At 71.3% G+C, this 19,983-nt stretch carries 20 protein-coding genes; 9 read left to right on the top strand and 11 right to left on the bottom strand.

The window, feature by feature from the left end:
* The first annotated feature begins 76 nt into the window (after positions 1–76).
* Entirely contained in the window at positions 77–586 is a 510-nt protein-coding gene (locus OG866_RS20225; protein ID WP_329336597.1) for an SgcJ/EcaC family oxidoreductase, read from the top strand.
* Here OG866_RS20225 and OG866_RS20220 read toward each other — a convergent pair.
* From OG866_RS20220 to OG866_RS20205, 4 genes are read right to left on the bottom strand one after another with little or no spacing between them, the layout of a single operon-like run.
* Positions 552–1,907 carry a sensor histidine kinase gene (locus tag OG866_RS20220; protein WP_329336595.1) on the bottom strand — a complete coding sequence of 452 codons (1,356 nt, stop codon included), beginning with the start codon at positions 1,905–1,907 and terminating at the stop codon, positions 552–554. The two genes, OG866_RS20225 and OG866_RS20220, sit on opposite strands and share 35 nt — an antisense overlap.
* Positions 1,904–2,587 (bottom strand): response regulator transcription factor, encoded by a 684-nt coding sequence (locus OG866_RS20215; protein ID WP_329336593.1) that lies wholly within the window; start codon positions 2,585–2,587, stop codon positions 1,904–1,906. Before OG866_RS20215 ends, OG866_RS20220 begins: the two co-directional genes overlap by 4 nt.
* 60 nt (positions 2,588–2,647) lie before the next feature.
* On the bottom strand, positions 2,648–3,835 hold the full coding sequence (locus tag OG866_RS20210; RefSeq protein WP_329336592.1) for a cytochrome P450: 1,188 nt from the start codon (positions 3,833–3,835) through the stop codon (positions 2,648–2,650).
* Positions 3,825–4,553, bottom strand: a complete 729-nt coding sequence (locus OG866_RS20205; RefSeq protein ID WP_329336590.1) for a tRNA-dependent cyclodipeptide synthase — start codon at positions 4,551–4,553, stop codon at positions 3,825–3,827. The genes OG866_RS20210 and OG866_RS20205 overlap by 11 nt, the downstream gene beginning before the upstream one ends.
* 277 nt (positions 4,554–4,830) lie before the next feature.
* On the opposite strand from OG866_RS20205, the gene OG866_RS20200 reads away from it, so the two are divergent.
* The 4 genes from OG866_RS20200 to OG866_RS20185 all read left to right on the top strand — a co-directional run bounded on the left by OG866_RS20200 (position 4,831) and on the right by OG866_RS20185 (position 9,368).
* Positions 4,831–6,108 carry an aspartate kinase gene (locus OG866_RS20200; RefSeq protein ID WP_329336589.1) on the top strand — a complete coding sequence of 426 codons (1,278 nt, stop codon included), beginning with the start codon at positions 4,831–4,833 and terminating at the stop codon, positions 6,106–6,108.
* On the top strand, positions 6,108–7,178 hold the full coding sequence (locus OG866_RS20195; protein WP_329336588.1) for an aspartate-semialdehyde dehydrogenase: 1,071 nt from the start codon (positions 6,108–6,110) through the stop codon (positions 7,176–7,178). The genes OG866_RS20200 and OG866_RS20195 overlap by 1 nt, the downstream gene beginning before the upstream one ends.
* A gap of 460 nt (positions 7,179–7,638) precedes the next feature.
* Positions 7,639–8,214, top strand: coding sequence for a SigE family RNA polymerase sigma factor (locus OG866_RS20190; RefSeq protein WP_329344205.1), 576 nt, complete (start codon positions 7,639–7,641; stop codon positions 8,212–8,214).
* The gene (locus OG866_RS20185; RefSeq protein WP_329336586.1) at positions 8,211–9,368 is read left to right on the top strand and encodes a hypothetical protein; all 1,158 of its coding nucleotides are present in this window, start codon (positions 8,211–8,213) and stop codon (positions 9,366–9,368) included. The genes OG866_RS20190 and OG866_RS20185 overlap by 4 nt, the downstream gene beginning before the upstream one ends.
* A gap of 55 nt (positions 9,369–9,423) precedes the next feature.
* Here the strand turns inward: OG866_RS20185 and OG866_RS20180 are convergent, their stop codons facing one another.
* Positions 9,424–10,209, bottom strand: coding sequence for an SURF1 family protein (locus OG866_RS20180; protein ID WP_329336584.1), 786 nt, complete (start codon positions 10,207–10,209; stop codon positions 9,424–9,426).
* A gap of 43 nt (positions 10,210–10,252) precedes the next feature.
* The gene (locus OG866_RS20175) at positions 10,253–10,627 is read right to left on the bottom strand and encodes a nuclear transport factor 2 family protein (protein ID WP_329336583.1); all 375 of its coding nucleotides are present in this window, start codon (positions 10,625–10,627) and stop codon (positions 10,253–10,255) included.
* A gap of 131 nt (positions 10,628–10,758) precedes the next feature.
* On the opposite strand from OG866_RS20175, the gene OG866_RS20170 reads away from it, so the two are divergent.
* Positions 10,759–12,591 carry a S9 family peptidase gene (locus tag OG866_RS20170; protein ID WP_329336582.1) on the top strand — a complete coding sequence of 611 codons (1,833 nt, stop codon included), beginning with the start codon at positions 10,759–10,761 and terminating at the stop codon, positions 12,589–12,591.
* Here OG866_RS20170 and OG866_RS20165 read toward each other — a convergent pair.
* The gene (locus tag OG866_RS20165) at positions 12,588–12,998 is read right to left on the bottom strand and encodes a hypothetical protein (RefSeq protein ID WP_329336581.1); all 411 of its coding nucleotides are present in this window, start codon (positions 12,996–12,998) and stop codon (positions 12,588–12,590) included. The genes OG866_RS20170 and OG866_RS20165 overlap by 4 nt on opposite strands.
* A gap of 154 nt (positions 12,999–13,152) precedes the next feature.
* The gene (locus OG866_RS20160) at positions 13,153–15,030 is read right to left on the bottom strand and encodes an NAD-binding protein (RefSeq protein ID WP_329336580.1); all 1,878 of its coding nucleotides are present in this window, start codon (positions 15,028–15,030) and stop codon (positions 13,153–13,155) included.
* A gap of 238 nt (positions 15,031–15,268) precedes the next feature.
* On the opposite strand from OG866_RS20160, the gene OG866_RS20155 reads away from it, so the two are divergent.
* On the top strand, positions 15,269–16,306 hold the full coding sequence (locus OG866_RS20155) for a permease (RefSeq protein ID WP_443063651.1): 1,038 nt from the start codon (positions 15,269–15,271) through the stop codon (positions 16,304–16,306).
* Positions 16,303–17,010 carry a TIGR03943 family putative permease subunit gene (locus OG866_RS20150; RefSeq protein ID WP_329336578.1) on the top strand — a complete coding sequence of 236 codons (708 nt, stop codon included), beginning with the start codon at positions 16,303–16,305 and terminating at the stop codon, positions 17,008–17,010. Before OG866_RS20155 ends, OG866_RS20150 begins: the two co-directional genes overlap by 4 nt.
* On the opposite strand, the gene OG866_RS20145 is transcribed toward OG866_RS20150, so the two are convergent.
* A complete protein-coding gene (locus tag OG866_RS20145) occupies positions 17,011–17,844 on the bottom strand; it encodes a helix-turn-helix domain-containing protein (protein ID WP_329336577.1) in 834 nt (277 codons plus the stop codon).
* A 125-nt stretch (positions 17,845–17,969) separates the two neighbouring features.
* Here OG866_RS20145 and OG866_RS20140 point away from each other — a divergent pair, with 125 nt between their 5' ends.
* Positions 17,970–18,881, top strand: coding sequence for an NAD(P)H-dependent oxidoreductase (locus OG866_RS20140; RefSeq protein WP_329336575.1), 912 nt, complete (start codon positions 17,970–17,972; stop codon positions 18,879–18,881).
* On the opposite strand, the gene OG866_RS20135 is transcribed toward OG866_RS20140, so the two are convergent.
* Complete coding sequence (locus OG866_RS20135; RefSeq protein ID WP_329336573.1) at positions 18,824–19,495, bottom strand: O-methyltransferase; 672 nt, start codon at positions 19,493–19,495, stop codon at positions 18,824–18,826. The genes OG866_RS20140 and OG866_RS20135 overlap by 58 nt on opposite strands.
* 78 nt (positions 19,496–19,573) lie before the next feature.
* Positions 19,574–19,891: a zinc-ribbon domain-containing protein gene (locus OG866_RS20130; RefSeq protein ID WP_329336572.1), complete on the bottom strand. Its 318-nt coding sequence runs from the start codon at positions 19,889–19,891 to the stop codon at positions 19,574–19,576.
* Positions 19,892–19,983: the final 92 nt, after the last annotated feature.

The following is a 19,983-nucleotide window of genomic DNA, read 5'->3' as shown; positions in this document are numbered from 1 at the left end:
AGTCACTTCCTCCACAGGAACCGCAGACAGAGCGGAGGAGGCAACCCCGAAGCAACTCGCCCGCACTGGAGATGACATGACCCCTCGCCCGATAACCAAGCGTGTAGCCATCGTCACCGCCGGTGCCCTCGTCGCCGTCGGTACCTTCGCCGCCGGCGTCGGTGTCGCCGGGCCCGAGAAGGAGAAGCAGGGCAAGAAGCCGGCCAAGGCCGAGATCGCCGCCCTCTTCGACGGCTGGAACGCCGCCCTGCGGACCGGCGACGCCGAGACCGTCGCCGACCGGTACGCCAAGGACGCGGTGCTGCTGCCGACCGTGTCCAACAAGGTCCGTACCGACCGCGCCGGCATCGTCGACTACTTCGAGCACTTCCTGGAGAACAAGCCGGTCGGCAAGAAGATCGAGACGCACATCAACGTCCTCGACAACAACTCCGTCCTCGACGCCGGCGTCTACGAGTTCACGCTCACCGACCCCGACACCGGCGCCAAGCGCGTCGTCGAGGCCCGCTACACCTACGAGTACGAGAAGCGCGGCGGCGAGTGGAAGATCGTCAACCACCACTCCTCGGCGATGCCCGAAGGCTGATCCGCACCACCAGCCCACCCCCGGGCGCGTCCGCCAGGTTCACGGTCCCGCCGTCGTCGGTCACCAGTTGTTTGACGACGGCCAGGCCCAGCCCGGACCCGGAGCGCCCGGTCAGACCCTGGCCACGCCAGAACCGGTCGAAGGCGCGGGACTTCTCCGCGTCGGACATGCCCGGCCCCTGGTCGAGCACGGACAGCAGGACCTCATCGCCCCGCGTCTCGTACGAGACCGTGATCGTGCCGCCGTCCGGCGACACCTCCAGGGCGTTGGAAAGCACGTTGTCCAGCACCTGGTCCAGATGACCGGGGCTGGCCAGCACAGACGGCCGGCCGTCGGCACTACTCCCCCCAAGCGCGATGGTGACTCCGCGCTCGTCGGCGGCCGGTCTCCACACCGCCAACCGCTCCTCGACGATGTCCCGCAGCGAGAGCGGCTCCGCGGCCGTCACCTTCGCCTCGGCCCGCGCCAGCACCAGCAGTCCGTTCACCAGTCGGCTCATCCGGACCACCTCCGCCGTCGCCTGCTCCACGTCCTCCCGTACGAACTCGTCGTCCACGCCGTCCGCGATGTTGTCCAGAGAGAGGCGCAACGCCGTGAGCGGGGTACGGAGTTGGTGGGAGGCGTCCGCGACGAAGATGCGCTGCGAGGCCACCAGGGTGTCCAGGCGTTCCGCGCCCTGGTTCAGGGTGCGGGCCAGCGTCTGGGTCTCCGGCGGGCCGGTCACCGGCGAGCGCGCGGTGAGGTCGCCGTCGCTGAACTTGCTCGCCATGGCGTTGAGTTCACGGAGGGGGGCGGTGATGCGGCGGGCGGCGTACGCGCCGATCGCTGCCGCGGCGGCCAGCACCAGCACGGCCAGCGCGGCCCGGAAGCCCCAGATCTGCCACAGCCTGGTCGTCATGTCCGAGGTCGAGTAGACGATCCGTACGGCGGCGTCGCCCTCGGCCGGGACGGTGACCGTGAGGTGCTTGCCCCAGACGAAGTCGGAACCCCAGTCGGTCGTCTCCGTGTTCTCGTGGACGGCCCGGTCCAGCGCCGGGTCCGAGGCCGGCGCGGGCAGGTCAGGGACGCAGTCGCTGGTCGGCGTCACCTCGACGGTGCCGGGGGTCTTCTTGTCGTACGCCTGGGCAACCTCGTTCAGTGCCTCGCACGAGGTGCGGTCGCCGTTGCCCAGCAGCAGCGCCATGGTGTTCGCCTCGCGCAGCACGGACTGCTTGGTGTCGCCCCGCAGCTGGTTCGTGAGCGTGAACGCCACCGGCACCGTGAACAGCAGGATGGCCACCGCGACGAGCAGGATGTAGCTGCGGATCAGTTGCCGGTTCATGAGGCCGACGCGTCTTTGACGATCTCCAGCCGGAAGCCCACACCCCGGACCGCCTCGATGGTGATCGCGCCCGCCAACTTCCGCCGCAGCGCCGCCACATGCACATCCAGCGTCTTCGTCGGGCCGAACCAGTTCGCGTCCCAGACCGCTTCCATGATCTGCTCGCGCGACATCAGCGCGCCCGGCTCCTCGGTGAGGAAGGCCAGCAGGTCGTACTCCTTGGGGGCGAGGGCCACCTCCTCGCCGTCCAGCCGGACCCGGGCCGCCTTGCGGTCGACGGTGAGGCGGTCGCCGTAGCGGTCGGGGCCGGCCGCGACGTCCGCCTTCGGCTGGGCGCGCCGCATCACCGCCCTTATCCGCGCGATGACCTCCCGTACCCCGAACGGCTTGGAGACGTAGTCGTCCGCGCCGAGCTCAAGGCCGACCACCCGGTCCGTCTCGTCGCTGCGCGCGCTGATCACGATGATCGGTACGCTGCCGCGCTCGCGCAGCGCCCTGCACACGTCGAGGCCGTCGGTGTCGGGCAGACCGAGATCGAGGAGGACGACGTCGTAGGGCTCCTCGTGCCGCAGGGCGGCGCCGCCCGTGGTGACCCAGGCCACCTCGAAGCCGTAACGCAGCAGTCCTCGCCGCAGGGACTCGGCGACCGGTTCATCGTCTTCCACCAGCAGTACGCGCACAGGCGAACCATAGTGCTTGAAGTTTAAAGACGACCGGTCACCGAGCCCCTCAGAAGGTGGTCACCACATGACGGGGAGCCGCTCCGGAAGGCGTTTCATGAAGCCCGTGCGCCACACCAGCTGCTCGATCGGCACCGCGAGGCGGAACCGGGGCATTCGCTCCAGCAGCACCTCCAGGGCGATCTCGGCATGCCGCCGGGCGAGGGCGGTCGCCGGGCAGTAGTGCCGGCCGCCGCCGAAGGACAGATGCGCGGCGCTGTTGGGACGGGTGAGGTCGACGAGGTGCGGGTCGGGGAAAGTGGCGGGGTCGAAGTTCGCGCCCTCGACGAGTACGAGGACCAGCTCGCCCGCGCCGACCTGCACATCCCCCAGACGTACGTCCTCCAGCGCCAGCCGTGGCAGCCCGTCCCCGATCGACAGGTTGATCCGCAGCAGTTCCTCCACCGCCGCCGGGATCTGCCCGGGGTCGGCGACCAGCTCGGCCCGCAGCGCCCGGTGCTGGAGCAGCGAGACCAGGGCCATGGTCAGGAACCCGGCCGTGGAGACGACCCCCGCGCCGAACATCGTGACGCCGACGGTCGCGAGCATCTCGTCGGTGAGATGCGCGTAGTCGGGGTCGGTGCGCAGGGCGGCCAGCTCGGCCATCAGACCGGTCGTCGCCGGGTCGTCCAGCCGCTCGGTCATGTACGCGATGTCCCGGTCCCAGTTGAGCCGGGCCCCGGCCACCGGGCACGCGGAGTTCATGAACGCGATGTCCAGGCTCCGTATCAGCCGCGGCGCGTCGGCCTGCGGGATGCCGAGGACGCGGCAGTGCATGCCGGCCGAGTACGGGTCGGCGAAACCGCCCCGCAGGTCCACCGGCGCGCCCTCGCGCACCAGCTGGTCGACGAGCTGTTCGGCGTACGCCCGCATCCAGTCCACCAGCCCCGGCGACTTCGGATTCAGGGCCTTCAGTACGGCCTTGCGCAGTCCGGCGCCCGTGATGTTCCCCATGTTGTTGACGACCTCGGGCGGGATCGTCAGCGCGTACTGCCGGGGCACGCCCGGCGCCGAGGTGTCCTTGAGGCTGAAGCGGGGGTCTTCGAGGACCTGCTTGCACAGGGCGTACGACGAGACGAGCCACGCCTCGTCACCGGCGATGGTGCGGACCCGGCGCACGGGGGAGCTGAACCTCAACTCCTCGACCTCCGCCGGGAGTTGGTCGCCGCGCCAGGAGAACGGGAAGTCGATGAGGGTGTCAGCGGACAACGTGCACCTCCTCCGCGGGCGTCACGATCGCGTGGCCCTGGTTGCGCGAGGCGCGCAGGCCGGCGCCGGGGGCGTACAGCAGCTCGGCCATCGGCAGCAGCTGGTGGTAGCAGTTCAGGGAGGACGGGACGCCCAGGATCGCCGGGGTGTCCAGGAAGAGCGGGGCCTCGGCGCAGACGTACGCCATGCAGACCCGGCGCTGGGCCTCGGTCACGTCCGTCACCTTGCCGGCGAGGAAGGTGCCGACGAGCTGTTCGCAGGTCGTGCGGAACTCGTCGTCGGTGCCGAGCCGGGCGGTGAGGTGGGCGTGCAGGTCGCGGTAGGCGGGGACGGAGCGCAGGTCCGACATGGCGTGGGCGCGCAGCCGGGTTCCGCCGGGGTCCGCCGCCTGTACGGCGGCCTGCACTTTCGCGCGCACCCCGCGCAGGTTCTTCACCGCCTTGCGGCGCGCGTCGTCGGCCGGATAGCCGGAGGCCTCGTACATCTCGGCCACATGCAGGTCGGTGTGGACGAAGTCCGCCCGGTCGAAGTGGGCCAGCGCCCAGCGGGCCAGGTCCAGGACCCGGCGGGCGGAGAAGTAGCTGTTGCCGGGGGAGACCCCGATCACCGCGTGGTCGCCGGCCGCCCGGATGACCTCGCAGTGCGGGGTGAAGGGGCGGACCTCGAAGAGGTCGGCGGGAGTGACGTGCTGGATCTCTGAGACGGTCGCAGTCGTCAAGGGAAGGAAGTCCTTCGCGCGTCGCTAGTCCCGGGGGAGCCGAGTGCTCCTGGTGTGGCGACGACGACGCGAAGTTAGCGTTCGACTACGGAGAGCGTCAACGGGTGACCTGGCCCACTTTGCCGAGTGTTCATCGTGCGGATGGGCAGGGTCGTGCTGGGCGTCCGGGTCTCACCATGTGGTTTCACGAAGGTCGATTTCGGACGCTCGATAGACTGAGCCGACCGCAGTACATATGCGTATGTGCGGATAGAGACTGACTGAGCGAGGAGCGCACGTGGGCCTTGTCGTGCAGAAGTACGGAGGCTCCTCCGTAGCCGATGCCGAGGGCATCAAGCGCGTCGCCAAGCGGATCGTGGAAGCGAAGAAGAACGGCCACCAGGTGGTCGTCGTCGTTTCCGCGATGGGCGACACGACGGACGAGCTGATCGATCTCGCCGAGCAGGTATCCCCGATGCCTGCCGGGCGTGAGTTCGACATGCTGCTGACCGCCGGAGAGCGTATCTCCATGGCCCTGCTGGCCATGGCGATCAAAAACCTGGGCCACGAGGCCCAGTCGTTCACCGGTAGCCAGGCGGGTGTCATCACCGACTCGGTCCACAACAAAGCGCGGATCATCGACGTCACCCCCGGCCGTATCCGGGAGTCCCTCGACCGGGGCAACATCGCCATCGTCGCGGGCTTCCAGGGTGTCAGCCAGGACAAGAAGGACATCACCACCCTCGGCCGCGGCGGGTCCGACACCACGGCCGTGGCGCTGGCCGCCGCCCTCGACGCCGAGGTGTGCGAGATCTACACCGACGTGGACGGCGTGTTCACCGCCGACCCGCGCGTGGTGAAGAAGGCGAAGAAGATCGACTGGATCGCCTTCGAGGACATGCTGGAGCTCGCGGCCTCCGGCTCCAAGGTGCTGCTCCACCGCTGTGTGGAGTACGCCCGCCGCTACAACATCCCGATCCACGTCCGGTCCAGCTTCAGCGGGCTTCAGGGCACGTGGGTCAGCAGTGAACCGATCAAGCAAGGGGACAAGCCGGTGGAGCAGGCCATCATCTCCGGTGTCGCGCACGACACCTCCGAGGCCAAGGTGACGGTCGTCGGCGTGCCGGACAAGCCGGGCGAGGCCGCCACGATCTTCCGGGCGATCTCCGACGCCGAGATCAACATCGACATGATCGTGCAGAACGTGTCCGCCGCCTCCACCGGTCTGACGGACATCTCCTTCACGCTCCCCAAGGCCGAGGGCCGCAAGGCCATCGACGCCCTGGAGAAGCACAAGGAGGGCATCGGCTTCGAGTCGCTGCGCTACGACGACCAGATCGGCAAGATCTCCCTGGTCGGCGCCGGTATGAAGACCAACCCGGGCGTGACCGCGACCTTCTTCGAGGCGCTGTCCGACGCGGGCGTGAACATCGAGCTGATCTCGACCTCCGAGATCCGTATCTCGGTCGTCACCCGCGCCGACGACGTGCCCGAGGCCGTCCGTGCCGTCCACTCCGCCTTCGGGCTGGACTCCGACAGCGACGAGGCCGTCGTCTACGGAGGCACGGGACGCTGATGACCGGGACAGGATCGGCGCGGCCGACGCTCGCGGTCGTGGGGGCGACCGGAGCTGTCGGCACCGTCATGCTCCAGATCCTGTCCCAGCACGCGGACATCTGGGGCGAGATCCGCCTGATCGCCTCCCCGCGCTCGGCCGGCCGCAAGCTGGCCGTGCGCGGCGAGGAGGTCGAGGTGGTGGCCCTGGCCGAGGAGGCCTTCGACGGGGTCGACGTCGCCATGTTCGACGTACCCGACGAGGTCTCCGCGCAGTGGGCGCCGGTCGCCGCGGCACGCGGTGCGATCGTCGTGGACAACTCGGGCGCCTTCCGGATGGACCCGGAGGTGCCCCTCGTCGTCCCCGAGGTCAATCCGCACGCCGCCCGCGTCCGGCCGCGCGGCATCATCGCCAACCCGAACTGCACGACCCTGTCGATGATCGTCGCCCTGGGCGCGCTGCACGCCGAGTTCGGGCTGCGTGAGCTGGTGGTGTCCTCGTACCAGGCGGTGAGCGGAGCCGGCCGTGCCGGGGTCGAGACACTGCGCCAGCAGCTCGCGCTGGTCGCCGGTACGGAACTGGGGACGCACCCCGGGGACGTACGGCGGGCCGTCGGCGACAACACCGGGCCGTTCCCGGAGCCGGTCGCGCTGAACGTGGTGCCGTGGGCCGGGTCCCTGCGGGAGGACGGCTGGTCGTCGGAGGAGATGAAGGTGCGGGACGAGACCCGCAAGATCCTCGGCCTGCCCGAACTGCCCGTCGCCGTCACCTGTGTCCGGGTTCCGGTGGTCACCACGCACTCGCTGACCGTCCACGCCCGCTTCGAGGGCCAGGTCACCGTCGCCAAGGCGCGCGAGATCCTCGCCACCGCGCCGGGAGTGGTGCTGTTCGACAACCCGGCGGCCGGTGAGTTCCCGACGCCCGCCGACGTCGTCGGCACCGACCCCACCTGGGTGGGGAGGGTGCGCCGGGCCCTCGACGACCCGACCGCCCTCGAACTCTTTGTGTGCGGTGACAACCTCCGCAAGGGCGCGGCGCTGAACACCGCGCAGATCGCTGAACTGGTCGCGGGCGAATTCAAGGGCGCCTGAACCCGACAGGTTTGTAAGATCTGTGAACCAAGTGTGAGCCGGTCGATGGTCCGGACCACTTGCTGTGGACGTCGTTGTCGTCCGAAGATTTTCCTCCCCGCTCTCCGCAACCGCGCGAAGGGCGGGGAGCGTCTTTGCGAACGCCCTTCAGGGGGCGCGCGGATGCTGCCAGGGGCGTGGGGACGCCCCGAACCATTCAGGACACAGGGGAAGAGCGGGTAGGCATGAAGGCGCTTGACGCACGGTCAGTAGTGCTGCCTGGCACAAGACGGGGGGCTGGTTCCCAAGGCGTCGCGCTGTCCGACGCAAAAGTGACGCGAGGCACGTACAACCCTCACGGGGGTCAGGGTGTCCAACTGGCGTGGCAGAGGTTCTCGATTTCAGCGCGGCACGTGGCGGTACGGCCCTTCGGCCCCGCCCCGCGGCCCTACGACCCCGCATGCCCGGCGCGCCCGGCGGCATGCCGGTGATCGCGCCCATGCCCGCAGCGCGGCCCGCCCGCATACCGAACCAGCGCGACGGCGCCGAGGATGTGACGGCGGCCGGTACGACCGTCGACCACCTCACCGAGACCTATCGGGCGCACTACAGCTCCCTGCTGCGTCTCGCCGCCCTCCTCCTCGACGACACCGCCTCCTGCGAGGACGTCGTCCAGGAGGCCTTCATCCGTGTCCACTCCGCGCGCAAGCGCGTCCGTGACCGCGACAAGACGCTCGCCTATCTGCGCCAGACGGTCGTCAACCTCTCCCGCTCGGCCCTGCGCCGCCGCATCCTCGGACTGAAGCTGCTGTCCAAGCCGATGCCGGACATGGCGAGCGCCGAGGAGGGGGCGTACGACCTGTTGGAGCGTGACTCCCTCATCAAGGCGATGAAGGGACTCCAGCGCCGCCAGCGCGAGGTCCTCGTCCTGCGCTACTTCGCGGACATGACCGAGGCGCAGGTCGCCGAGACGCTCGGGATATCCCTGGGCTCGGTGAAGGCGTACGGCTCCCGCGGCATCGCCGCGCTCCGCGTCGCCATGGAGGCACCGGCATGAGCGGGGACCATGATGCGGGCCGGGACGGGCGGCGCCATCTGCACCAGCCCTTCGACTGGCACGAGCCGGGCGGGGACGGGCAGGACACCCCGAAGCAATCACACGCTGGGAACGGAACTGTGAACCACGGCCTCGACGACCAGAGCCCCGACAGCGGGTTCGACTCGGACGAGCTGGCACTGCGCCGCATGCTGCACCAGGCGGTCCAGGAGATCGAGCCGCGCGACGGCACACTGGACCACCTGCGGCACGCGGTACCGGCCCGCCGGGCCCGCAAGCGGCAGGCCCTCGTGGGCATGGCCGCCGCGGCGCTCTTCATCGGCACCGCCGTCCCCGCCCTGCTGCACGTCTCCGGCGCCACCGGCTCCGACGCCGACCCGTTGAACGCCGGCCACTACTCGCAGGCCCAGGGCGGCGCGAGCCAGGGCAAGGGCCCCGACGGCGGTGAGTCCACCTCCGGGGGCAGCTCCGGCAAGGTCGAGGACAAGGACAAGGGCGACCACAAGGGCGACGAGGAGGGCAAGGGCTCCACCTCCAACGGCGGCTCCGCCGGCGCCACCGACCCCTCCGCGACCAGCACGGTCGGCGTCCCCGTCTGCACCGCCGCCGACCTCGGTTCGGCGACCGCCAGCTCCGGCGCCGCCGACACCGCCGGCGCGGTCTACGGCACCTTCCGCTACACCAACACCTCCACCGCCGCCTGCACGGTCTCGGGCCCCGGCTCGATCAGCCTCGCGGTGGCGGGAGCGGCGGACATCGCCAAGGTCGGCCAGGTCCGGCACGTCGCCGGCGACGCCGCGGCCTCGCTCCCCGACCCGTCCACGGAACTCGCCTCCCTGGTCCTCCAGCCCGGCGCCTCCTACGACATCCAGTTCGCCTGGGTCCCCTCGGAGACCTGCCCCGTCGAGAGCGGCGACCCGGACCCGTCCCCCGACCCGACCCCGAGCGGGGACACCGGCACCACCACGGACGGCACCTCCACCGGTGGCGACACGGGCACGACCACCCAGCTCGTCACGGAGGACGGCGGCACGGCCGACGGCAGCGTCACGGTCACCAACTCCGCCGAGGGCGGCGTCGCGTCGGCCTCCACGACGGTGAGCAACGCGTGCGCGGGGACGGTCTACTGGACGGGCGTGCTGGCGGCGTCGTAGGACGCCTGCGGGGGCTTTCTGGCGCTGTTCGGACGCTGTGTGATGCCGGCCGGCGTCACACAGCCGCTCGCTGCTCGCTCTCCTCGGGCACCAGCCCCAGCTCCGCGTCCCGGAGGAACTCCACCTCGCGCCGCAGCAACCGGAACCACATGAAGACCACGAACCCGGCGAACACGAACCACTCGCCGGTGTACCCCAGGTTCTGGAACGCCTTCAGGTTCAGCCCGCTGTCGGCCGGCACGCTCGCGGGCACCGCCTTCATCCCGGGGTCGGCCTTGTCGAGGGTGACCCACGCGTCGTACAGGTCGTACGACACCAGGTTCACCAGCGAGGCGGCGCTGATCGCCGAGGTCTGCCCCGCGGGCAGCCCGCCCTGCGCACTGACCCCGTTCTCCCCGGGCTGCTCGGATGCCTGCAAGGCCCCCGTGACAGTGACCTCGCCCTTCGGCGCGGCCGGTGCCTTCGCGGGATCGGCGGCCCCCGGCAGCCAGCCCCGCACCACCGGCAGCGCCTTGCCGCCGTCGGTGCGCAGCAGCGTCAGCACATAGAACCCGCGCCTGCCGTCCAGCTCCCGCCCCGGCACCAGCAACTGCTTGCCGTACCGCCCGCTCACGGTGGCCTGCCGCCCGGACGTCTTCTGGTCCACGGGCAGCAGCTCGGCCAGCGGGGCCGCGGCCTCCCGCTTGTTGGTCGCGGCCTGCGCGGTCGCCTGGTCGTGGTCCTGCATCCGCTCCTCGAAGCGGCTCAGCTGCCAGGACCCCATGAACACGCAGAAGGGGATGGCGAGCAGCACGAAGACGTTGATCCCCCACCAACGGGGCGTCAGCAGAAACCGGTACACACCTCAACGGTACGGGGCAGGCCGACCGGGTCTGCCCGCGGGGTCAGTACCGCTCGGTGAGGTGATCCCGGCCGCCCGGTGGTTCGTACGGCTCCGGCCAGAAGTCGGTGACAGCGGATATCCGCCCGTCCCTGTCCCCCGTGAAGAACGAGATGGCGTACATCTCCTCCAGCCCCACCGTGAAGTGGGCCCAGGTGACCACCTGCTCCGGCTCGGCGACGATCCGTTCGATCCGCAGATGCCAGTCAGCCGGGTACTCCCGGTTGAACCGCACGTACCGCTCCCGCCCGCTGATCCGCTCCCGCGTCTGCGGCAGCGTGTACACCACGTCCGCGGCCAGCGTCCCCGCGAACGTCTCCCAGTCCCGTGCCTCCGCACTGGCCCAGAAGGTCTCGACTGTCTTGCGCAGTTCGGTCATGCGGACGAGTCTGCACCCGACCACTGACAATCGCCCCGGCCGGGCGTGGGGGACCGTGCATGACCGCGAAGTTATCCACAGGCTGAGGACCCCGCCAGCGATATGTCTGTGCGGGCGGGCAGTATGGGCCCATGACTGAGAGCAACGGGTCCGCGGCGCCCGAGCAGAGCGAACAGAGCGAACGGCAGCAGACGATGCCGGAGTGGGAGAAGCGGTTCCGGGCGCCCCGGGTCTCCCTGCCGGACTGGGCGGAGGACGCCCCGGACCGCTCCCTGTTCGTGTCGAACGCGACAGGGACGTACGAGCTGTACGCCTGGGACCGCGCCACCGGCGCCCAGCGCCAGGTCACCGACCGGCCGAACGGCACGACGGACGGCGTGCTCACCCCGGACGGCGCGTGGATCTGGTGGTTCGACGACAAGGACGGCGACGAGTTCGGCGTCTGGCGCCGCCAGCCCTTCACGGGCGGCGCGGACGAACCGGCCGCGCCCGGCCTGGACGCCTCCTACCCCGCGGGCCTCGCTCTCGGCCGCGACGGCCGTACGGCGGTGGTCGGCCGCTCGACGGACGAGGACGGTACGACGATCTATGTCGCCCGCACCGACGAGACCCCGGTGGAGATCTACCGCCACCGCGAGTCGGCGGGCGTCGGCGACCTCTCCCACGACGGCTCGCTGATCGCCCTGGAGCACACCGAGCACGGCGACGCGATGCACTCGGCGCTGCGCGTGGTCCGCCTCGACGGCACGCCGGTCGCCGAACTGGACGACACCAAGGGCGGCACCGAGGAACTGGGCCTGGAGGTCCTCGGCTTCGCGCCGGTCGACGGGGACAGCCGCCTGCTCATCGGGCATCAGCGCCGGGGGCGTTGGGAGCCGCTGGTGTGGGACGTGGCGTCGGGGGAGGAGACGGACCTGGCCCTCGACCTGCCGGGTGACGTCAGCGCGGAGTGGTACCCGGACGGCACGGGCCTGCTCATCGCCCACAGTTTCGAGGCCCGCAGCGAACTGTTCCGCTACGACCTGGCGAGCCGTGAGCTGGTGAAGATCCCCACGCCCGCGGGCTCGGTCTCCGGGGCTACGGCCCGCCCCGACGGCAGCGTGGAGTACCTCTGGTCCTCGGCGGCGGAGCCCTCGACGGTCCGCTCCACGTCCGGTGCGGTCGTCCTCGACCCGCCCGGCATGAAGTCCCCCGGCTCGGTGCCGGTGGAGGACGTGTGGGTGGAGGGCCCCGGCGGCCGTATCCACGCCCTGGTCCAGAAGCCGGCGGGCGCGACCGGCCCGCTCCCCACGGTCTTCGACATCCACGGCGGCCCGACCTGGCACGACAGCGACGCCTTCGCGGCGGGCCCGGCGGCATGGGTGGACCACGGGTACGCGGTGGTCCGCGTCAACTACCGCGGCTCGACCGGCTACGGCCGCGCCTGGACCGACGCCCTGAAGCACCGGGTGGGCCTCATCGAGCTGGAGGACATCGCGGCGGTCAGGGAATGGGCGGTGACATCCGGCCTCGCCGACCCCACCCGTCTCATCCTCACCGGCGGTTCCTGGGGCGGCTACCTCACCCTCCTCGGCCTCGGCACCCAGCCCGAGGCCTGGACCCTCGGCATCGCCGCGGTCCCGGTCGCCGACTACGTCACGGCGTACCACGACGAGATGGAAGCCCTGAAGGCCATGGACCGCACGCTCCTGGGCGGCACCCCGGACGAAGTCCCGGACCGCTTCGAGGCCTCGTCCCCCCTCACCTACGTCGACCAGGTCAAGTCCCCGGTCTACATCTCGGCCGGCGTCAACGACCCCCGCTGCCCGATCCGCCAGATCGACAACTACGTGAAGCGGCTGGAGGCAAGGGGAGCGACCCACGAGGTGTACCGCTACGACGCGGGCCACGGCTCCCTGGTGGTGGACGAGCGCATCAAGCAGGTGAGACTGGAACTGGACTTCGCAGAACGACACCTGCCCTAACCCCCACCAGCAACCACGCGGCCACTGCTGCGGGACAGCCGCATCCCGCCCCGCCCCAGCCGCACGCCGTCCCGCCCCAGCTGCGGGCAGTCGTGCCGCATCCCGCCCTGCCCCAGCGGCACGCGGCCCCGCTCCAGCTGCGGGCAGTCGTGCCGCATCCCGCCCTGCCCCAGCGGCACGCCGTCCCGCTCCAGCTGCGGGCAGTCGTGCCGCGTCCCGCCCTGCCTCAGCGGCACGCGGCCCCGCTCCAGCTGCGGGCAGTCGTGCCGCGTCCCGCCCTGCCTCAGCGGCACGCGGCCCCGCTCCAGCTGCGGGCAGTCGTGCCGCATCCCGCCCCGCCCCAGCCGCACGCGGCCCCGCTCCAGCTGCGGGCAGTCGTGCCGCGTCCCGCCCTGCCTCAGCGGCACGCGGCCCCGCTCCAGCTGCGGGCAGTCGTGCCGCTGGGGCGGCACGGGTGGGCGCAGCGGCACCCCGCCGGCGCGGGCAAGCGAAACCCACCCCCGCCCAGCCCCAGCCCCGACTGCCTCGCCCAGCCCGCGCCGACTGCCCCACCCAGCCGCCTCAGCTCAACGCAGTGTCCCGCACCCGCCGCCCCAGCAACTCCGCCAACCCCCTCCGCGTAGCCGCCAACACCACCCGATCCGCGGCCTTCAGCACATACGTGTCCGGCAGATCCCACACCAGCCCCGAAGGCACCGCCGCCTCCTCGTACGCCCCCTCCACAGCCGGCTCCGCTCCGGGTCCCGAGGGTGCCGTGTCCAACGCCAGCACCCGCCACGCCCCCGCCCGAAACGCCTCGCCCACAGTCCGCCCCTCCAGCTGCGGATGCCCGCCCACCTCCAGCGCGGCGAACAACAACACCCGCCGCTCCACCGGAATCGCCCCCAGAATCTGCCGCCCCATCATCGCCCCGGCGAACGCGGGCGCGGCCAGATGAGAAACGCTCCGACTCCGCGTCGACGCCCGCGGATGCGCGGCCCGCAACGTCCGGTACACCGCCGTCGCGAAGTCGTCGTCGTACAGCCGCAGCACCACCCGCAGATCGGGCCGCACGGACCGCGCGTACAACGCGGCCTCGAGATTCGTCGTATCGGAACTGGTCACCGCCAGCAACGCATGCGCCCGATGGATCTTCGCGGCCTCCAGCACCCCCTCCTGCGTCACATCCCCGAGCACCACCGGCACCCGCAACCGCCGAGCCGTGGCCAACCCCCGCGCCTCGGCCCCCGCCTCGACACACACCACGGGAATGTCCAGCTCCCGCAACCGGGTCAGCACCCGCGTACCGATCTTCCCGAGCCCGAGGAGCACCACATGCCCACCCAGCCCCCGAGGAGGTTTCCGCAGCGCCGACGCGGACCGGAAGGTCCCCAGCGCCTCCAGCACCGCGGCCAGCAGCACCGGCAGCAGCAACAACCCCACCAGCCCGGCGAGGAGTTGCAGGATCTGCCGCCCGATCGGCGCCCCGAGCGCGGGATCGTTGATGGCGAAGAGATCGAGCAGGGTCTCGTACGTCGCGAACAGCGGATGCTCACCCGTCACGACGGACAGGGCGACGGCGAGCGCCGCGACACACCCGACCAGCCCGGCCAGCGACCATCGCAACCGCCGCGAGAACAACGAGGCGAACGGCGGCACGATCCCACCCCGCCCCGAGGGCAACGACGGCCCCGCGTACGACACCTGCTCCAGCACCACGGTCCCGCGCCCCACCGCGTCCCGCACCGCGACCGCGTCCGGCAGCAACTCGGGCCCCTGCTCCCCGGCGACACCATTACCGGTTCCGGACAGAAGCGCCAATGTGGCGAGCCCCGCCCCACCCCCCTGCCCCGGCACCCGCTCCACCGCCCGCAGCAACAACCCGTCCGTCTGGACGACCTTGCTGGTCCCGGCGACAGCGGAGGCCACCAGCGCCGGCGCGGCGGTATCGGCGTCCGACAGCACGGTCGTGGAGGCATCGAAGCCACCGCCACCGCCACCGCCATCGCCCTCCCCTCCCGCGGCCAACGCGGCGGCCTGATCGAGGAGTTCCTCGATGTGCTGGCCCAACCGCCGGTTGTACAGCCGCAGTACGAGCCGCAGTCGCGGGTTGAGCCGGCGGGCGGTGAGCGCGGCACGGATGTTGGTCTCGTCGTCGTCGTACACGAGCGCCAGCGCGGCGGCCCGCTCCACGCCCGCGTCGGCGAGCACGGCCTCGGTCGCCTCCGCGGCCTCCACCAGCCGTTCGCCACCGACGGGTTCACTCCCGCCGGTCCGCCCGGCGGCGGCGTTCACCACCCGGTCGAGCAGCGCCGCCGAGGCGGCCCGGGCCCGCCCGACCACGGGCGGCCGTACGGTCCGCTCGGCCGCCGGTACGACGAGGGTGACCTGCTCCCCGTAGACACCCCGCAACTCGGCGGCCAGCCGGTGCGCGAGCCCGTCGTCCCCGCACACCACCATGTGCGCGGCCGTGTCACCCTGCCGACTCTGGTGCCCCGACTGACCCTGCTGACTCTGATTCGGAAGGCTCGCCACGAGGGAAAAGACTGCCTCAATGAGACGGGCGGTTCCAGAAGTGATCGGAGTGACCCGGAACGCGCTGAACACCCGCGACCTGCTCGCCGTACTCAAGGGGAGGGAAATCCACGTGTTCCACGTGAAACCCGCGCCCGCGCGCACCACCGGAGGTACCTCACCCGTGGCGATCACCGAAGAAGCCCCGCCCGAGGCGGGCCCGACGCCACCTCCGGCGGACGCGCAGCCGCCGGGGAAGACGGATCAGGAAGCCCGGCACCTGAACTCGCCCCTCCTCCTCACCATGCTCCTGCTCCTGGTCCTGCTGCTCCAGGGCCCGATCCGTGGCGCCCTGGCCGCCCCCGTGATGCAGAGCTGGATGACGGTCTTCGTGGCGGTGACCGTGCAGGCGCTGCCGTTCCTCGTGCTCGGCGTACTGCTGTCCGCGGCGATCGCGGTGTTCGTGCCGCCGGCGTTCTTCGCCCGCGCCCTGCCGAAGAACCCGGCGCTGGCGGTGCCGGTCGCGGGGGTGGCGGGTGCGGTGCTGCCGGGCTGCGAGTGCGCGTCGGTGCCGGTGGCCGGGGCGCTGGTACGACGGGGCGTCACCCCGGCCGCCGCGCTGGCCTTCCTGCTCTCCGCGCCGGCGATCAACCCGGTGGTGCTGACGGCCACGGCCGTCGCCTTCCCGCGGAACCCGGAGATGGTGCTGGCCCGCCTGGTCGCGGGCCTGCTGACGGCCTGCGCGATGGGCTGGCTGTGGCTGCGCCTCGGCCGCGCGGACTGGCTGCGGCCACCGGCGCGTGCCTCCTACGAGGGGCGGGGGAGGGGCGCGGCGTTCTGGGGTTCGGTACGGCACGACGTGATGCACGCCGGCGGGTTCCTGGTCATCGGTGCGATGGCGGCGGCGACGCTGAAGTCGGTCGTACCGGAGCAGTGGCTGCGTGCGGCGGCCGGCAACCCGGTGGTGTCCGTGCTGGCCCTCGCCGTTCTCGCCGTCCTGCTGTCGATCTGCTCGGAGGCGGACGCGTTCGTGGCGGCGTCGCTGTCGCAGTTCTCGCTGACCGCGCGGCTGGCGTTCCTGACGGTCGGCCCGATGATCGACCTGAAGCTGTTCGCGATGCAGGCGGGCACCTTCGGCCGCGGCTTCGCGCTCCGCTTCGCGCCCGCCACCTTCGCCCTCGCCGTGCTGGTGGCGGTGCTGACGGGGGCGGTGCTGCTGTGAACCGGCACGCACAGTCGGCGGTCATGTTCCTGATCGGCGCGACCCTGCTGCACGCGGGCTCCACCGACCTCTACCTGCGCTACGTCAAGGCGGGCCTGCGCCCGCTGCTCCTGCTCTCCGGCGCGGTCCTGATCGCGGCGGCGCTGGCGACACTCTGGTACGAACGCCGGAGCACCCACGACGACGACCACCACCACGCCGAGCCCCGGGTCTCCTGGCTCCTGATCCTCCCTCTCCTCGCCCTGGTCCTCGTCGCCCCGCCCGCCCTCGGCTCCTACAGCGCCATGCGCACGGGCACGGCCCTCCAACAGGCTTACGGCTACGAAGACCTGCCCGCCACCGGCCCACTGCGCCTCGGTGTCGCCGACTACGCGGGCCGCGCGGTCTACGACCACGGCCGTGAGCTGCGCGGCCGCGAGATCAAGGTCACCGGATTCGTCGCCCTGGACAAGTCCGGCCGCCCCTACCTCGTCCGCATGGCCCTCAACTGCTGTGCCGCGGACGCCCAGCCGGTGAAGATCGCCCTGAGCGGGAAGATCCCTCCGGTGCTGCAACCGGACGCCTGGCTGGAGGTCACCGGCGGCTACACACCCGAGCGCACCACGGACCCGGTCAACAACGGCCCGATCCCGTACCTGAAGGTCACCTCGGCCCGCCCGGTGGCGACGCCCAAGGACCCGTACGACGAGACCTGGAACAACTGACTAGGCCAGCCTGGCGAGGGCGGCGGCCTCCGGGCTGTCCTTAGCCGCGCTGAACACATGCAGGACCAGCCCGGACTCCCCGGGCCCCGCGGGCACGTGCAGGGTCTCGAAGTCCAGCTCCAGCAGCCCGACGACGGGATGGCGGAGCCGTTTGCGTCCCGCCGCGCACATCGTGACCTCCTCGGAGGCCCAGAAACGCCGGAACTCCGGGCTCACGTCGGCCAGTTCGGCGATGAGCCCGGTCAGCTCCCGGTCGTCGGGGTGACGTCCGGCCGCGACCCGCAACTGCCCCGCGACCTCGGCGGCCCGCTCCTCCCAGTCGGGGTGGAGATCCCGCGCGGCGGGGTCGAGGAGGACGAACCGCGCGTTGTTGGCGTCGCGGCGGCCGGGCACGTCCAGGCCGCCCATCAGCGCGGCGCCGAGCCGGTTCCAGGCGACCACGTCGAGCCGGTGGTCGGTGGCGAAGACGGGCAGCCCGTCCATCGCGTCCATCGCCCGCCGCAGCCCGACCCCGATCCGGGTCCGCGGCACGGGGTCGGGCCGCGCGGCGGCCAGGGTGTCCAGATGGAGCCGCTCCGCCGCGTCGAGGCCGAGCGCGCGGGCCAGGGCGTCGAGCACCTCGGCGGACGGCTGGGTGGCCCGCCCCTGTTCGAGGCGGACGTAATAATCCACGCTGATCCCGGCGAGCAGGGCCAACTCCTCGCGCCGCAGCCCCCGCACCCGCCGCCGCTTGCTCACGCCGGTGGGCCCGACCGTCTCCGGGGTGACCCGCCCACGACGGGCGCGCAGAAATCCACCGAGGGCACGTCGGCTGTCGTAGATCCCGTCGTCCATGACCTCCAGTATGGGGCGCGGCGCAGAGGCATCGGCGGTGAGTGGCCCTCGCAGTACCAGGACTGGCGTTCCACCGGTCGAAGAGGGTTCTGGCTACGCCCCGGCCGCCGGGAGACCGTGACGGCATGAAGAAGATCCTCGTCGTCAGTGCCCACCCCGAACCCCGTTCCCTGAACGCGGCGTTGACCACCTTCGCGGTCGACCATCTGCGCGCCGCGGGCCACGAGGTACGGCTCTCCGACCTGTACGCGATGAAGTGGAAGCCGACGGTCGACGTCGACGACTACCCGGACCACGGCCTCAACCACTCGTCCCAGGAGGGCCGCCGCCTGCATGTGATGCGCGACTCCGAAGAGGCCACGCTGACCGGCCGCCTCGCCCCGGACATCGCCGCGGAACAGGAGAAGATCCGCTGGTCGGACGCGCTGATCCTCCAGTTCCCGATGTGGTGGTTCTCGACCCCGGCGATCCTGAAGGGCTGGATCGACCGGGTGTTCACCAGCGGTTTCGGCTACGGCCCGGAGGTCCCGCCGCCGTACGACGACAGCGGCAGCGCGCTGGCCGGCCGCCGGGCCCTGCTCTCGGTGACGCTGGGCGCCCGCGAGACGGCGTTCTCGGACCGGGGCATCCACGGCCGCCTCACCGACGTACTCCACCCGCTCCAGCACGGCCTGTTCTGGTTCACCGGCATGACCCCGCTCGAACCCTTCGCGGTGTACGGCACGGACCACATGCCCGCCGAGCGCTACGCCCCGGCCCGCGAGGCGTACGCGCGCCGCCTGGACGCCCTGTTCACGGAGACCCCGGTGCCTTTCCGCTCCCTCACGGGCGGCGACTACGACCACGACATGCGGCTGCTGCCGGGACGGGAGCGCCCGGGCACGGCCGGCCTGGACCTGCACACGCACACGGATCCGCACAAGCACACGCACGAGGACCCGCTCTCGCGCGCGCCCGCTTCCGCTTCGGCTCCCGGGGCTCAGCCGGTGACGAGGGCGAGCGTGAACCCGTCGTACCCCTTGGACCCGACGGTCTGAATCGTCGTGGCCGTCAACCGGGGCTCCTCGGCGATGAGTTCGGTGAACCGGCGGACACCCTGGACGCGGGGGTCGTCGCTGTCGGGGTCGGTGACGGCACCGTCCCGGACGACGTTGTCACCGACGATGACACTGCCGGGCCGGGTGAGCTTGAGCGCCCACCGCAGATAGTCCGGGTTTGAGGGCTTGTCGGCGTCGACGAAGACGAGGTCGAAGGGCCCCGCGCCCTCCTCCACCAGCGCGGGCAGCGTGTCCAGCGCCTTGCCGAGCCGCAGGTCGACGATGTCCCCGAGCCCGGCCCGCGCCACATTGGCCCGGGCCACCTCGGCGCACCGCTCATCGGCCTCCAGCGTCACCAGCCGCCCGCCCTCGGGCAGGGCGCGGGCCAGCCAGATGGTGCTGTACCCGCCGAGGGTGCCGATCTCCAGCACGGAACGCGCACCCTGGATGCGCGCGATCAGGTTCAGCAACTTGCCCTGGTTGGCGGCGACTTGATGCCCAGGGAGCCCGGCCGCCGCGCTGTCCTCCACGGCGGCGAGCAGGGCGTGGTCCTCCGCCACGAGCAGCTCGTTGAAGTAGTCGTCGACGGCGGTCCAGGTCTGCTGCTGCGACACGGGGCGGCTCCTTCTCGCTACCGGGTAAGTTCCCTAAGGGAACTTACCCGGTAGGCGGACGCCGCACCACCGAGTTCCTCAGGACTGGTACGGCTGCTGCGGCTGCCCGTACCCCTGCCCCTGCCCCGGTCCGTATCCCTGCCCCTGCCCGGCCTGGGCGCCCGCCGCCTGCGCCTGGAGCTGCTCGGCCTGCTCCTTGCCGATCTTCACTTCCGTACCGCAGAAGGTGCACTGCGCCGCGTACTTGGTCGAGATCGGGAACAGCGGCACGAAGAACAGCGTGAACTTCGTGACGCGCTTCCTGAGGGTGTGAGCGGCGGGGTTGCCGCAGCCGCCGCAGACCAGCGTGAGTATCGCGAGCTGGTAGAGGTATCCCTTGGTGCCGAAGATGATCATTGGATGGACGTCCTTAGCGGGCTCATCGGTTCGATTCCTGCGGCCCAAGGCTACGGCTCGCGTGATGGACCCGGATCATGTCAGCGAGACGT

It is taken from the genome of Streptomyces sp. NBC_00663, from assembly GCF_036226885.1.
GTDB lineage: Bacteria > Actinomycetota > Actinomycetes > Streptomycetales > Streptomycetaceae > Streptomyces.
The sequence above is the reverse complement of the archived record's forward strand: the minus strand, read 5'-3'. Positions and strand labels throughout refer to the sequence as shown.

What these genes read in the sequence shown, in the direction of transcription:
- OG866_RS20160 (WP_329336580.1), bottom strand. Translation starts at nt 15,030, where the DNA reads ATGGTGGTGTGCGGGGACGACGGGCTCGCGCACCGGCTGGCCGCCGAG.
- OG866_RS20195 (WP_329336588.1), top strand. Translation starts at nt 6,108, where the DNA reads ATGACCGGGACAGGATCGGCGCGGCCGACGCTCGCGGTCGTGGGGGCG.
- OG866_RS20225 (WP_329336597.1), top strand. Translation starts at nt 77, where the DNA reads ATGACCCCTCGCCCGATAACCAAGCGTGTAGCCATCGTCACCGCCGGT.
- OG866_RS20185 (WP_329336586.1), top strand. Translation starts at nt 8,211, where the DNA reads ATGAGCGGGGACCATGATGCGGGCCGGGACGGGCGGCGCCATCTGCAC.
- OG866_RS20175 (WP_329336583.1), bottom strand. Translation starts at nt 10,627, where the DNA reads ATGACCGAACTGCGCAAGACAGTCGAGACCTTCTGGGCCAGTGCGGAG.
- OG866_RS20140 (WP_329336575.1), top strand. Translation starts at nt 17,970, where the DNA reads ATGAAGAAGATCCTCGTCGTCAGTGCCCACCCCGAACCCCGTTCCCTG.
- OG866_RS20145 (WP_329336577.1), bottom strand. Translation starts at nt 17,844, where the DNA reads ATGGACGACGGGATCTACGACAGCCGACGTGCCCTCGGTGGATTTCTG.
- OG866_RS20220 (WP_329336595.1), bottom strand. Translation starts at nt 1,907, where the DNA reads ATGAACCGGCAACTGATCCGCAGCTACATCCTGCTCGTCGCGGTGGCC.
- OG866_RS20190 (WP_329344205.1), top strand. Translation starts at nt 7,639, where the DNA reads ATGCCGGTGATCGCGCCCATGCCCGCAGCGCGGCCCGCCCGCATACCG.
- OG866_RS20130 (WP_329336572.1), bottom strand. Translation starts at nt 19,891, where the DNA reads ATGATCATCTTCGGCACCAAGGGATACCTCTACCAGCTCGCGATACTC.
- OG866_RS20170 (WP_329336582.1), top strand. Translation starts at nt 10,759, where the DNA reads ATGACTGAGAGCAACGGGTCCGCGGCGCCCGAGCAGAGCGAACAGAGC.